We start from the raw sequence: 470 nt of genomic DNA, 5'->3' as shown, positions 1-470 counted from the left end.
GACGCAGCGTCAACTGCCACAAGATCGGGAAAGATCACCTCATAACAGATAAATGGCAGCGCACGGATGCCATCGGGCAGCGTGATGGCGTGCCGCTCATTGCCGGCCGCGAAACTCATCGGCCCGGCAACCAGTTGCTCGATGCCGAAACGCTGGAGCAGATCGGCGAAAGGCAGGTATTCGCCGAACGGCACCAGGTGAACCTTGTCGACTGCGTCGGAGATTTCACCCTTGTCGTCGATCGCCACCACGGAGTTGTGGTAACGGCTGTCGGCATTCGCGGCCGAACCGCCTTCCTCGCGAACGACGCCGGCAATCAGCATCTGGCCGGATCCGAGCATGTCTCCCAGCGCCGTCAATGCGTCCGGACGCTCGGTGAAGAGGAAAGGCACCGAGGTTTCGGGCCACAGGATCAGCTGCGGCTTTTGATGGCCTGGGTCCGGCGCCTTGGCCGAGAGCCCCATCAGGAC

The 470-nt window shown here is 62.3% G+C and carries 1 protein-coding gene; it reads right to left on the bottom strand.

Annotated elements, in window-relative coordinates:
• On the bottom strand, positions 1–470 hold a 470-nt coding region (locus tag EN906_RS36815; RefSeq protein ID WP_281060489.1), incomplete at both ends, for a nitrilase-related carbon-nitrogen hydrolase.

The sequence above is a fragment of the Mesorhizobium sp. M7A.F.Ca.CA.004.06.1.1 genome (assembly GCF_003999135.1).
Lineage (GTDB): Bacteria > Pseudomonadota > Alphaproteobacteria > Rhizobiales > Rhizobiaceae > Mesorhizobium.
The sequence above is the reverse complement of the archived record's forward strand: the minus strand, read 5'-3'. Positions and strand labels throughout refer to the sequence as shown.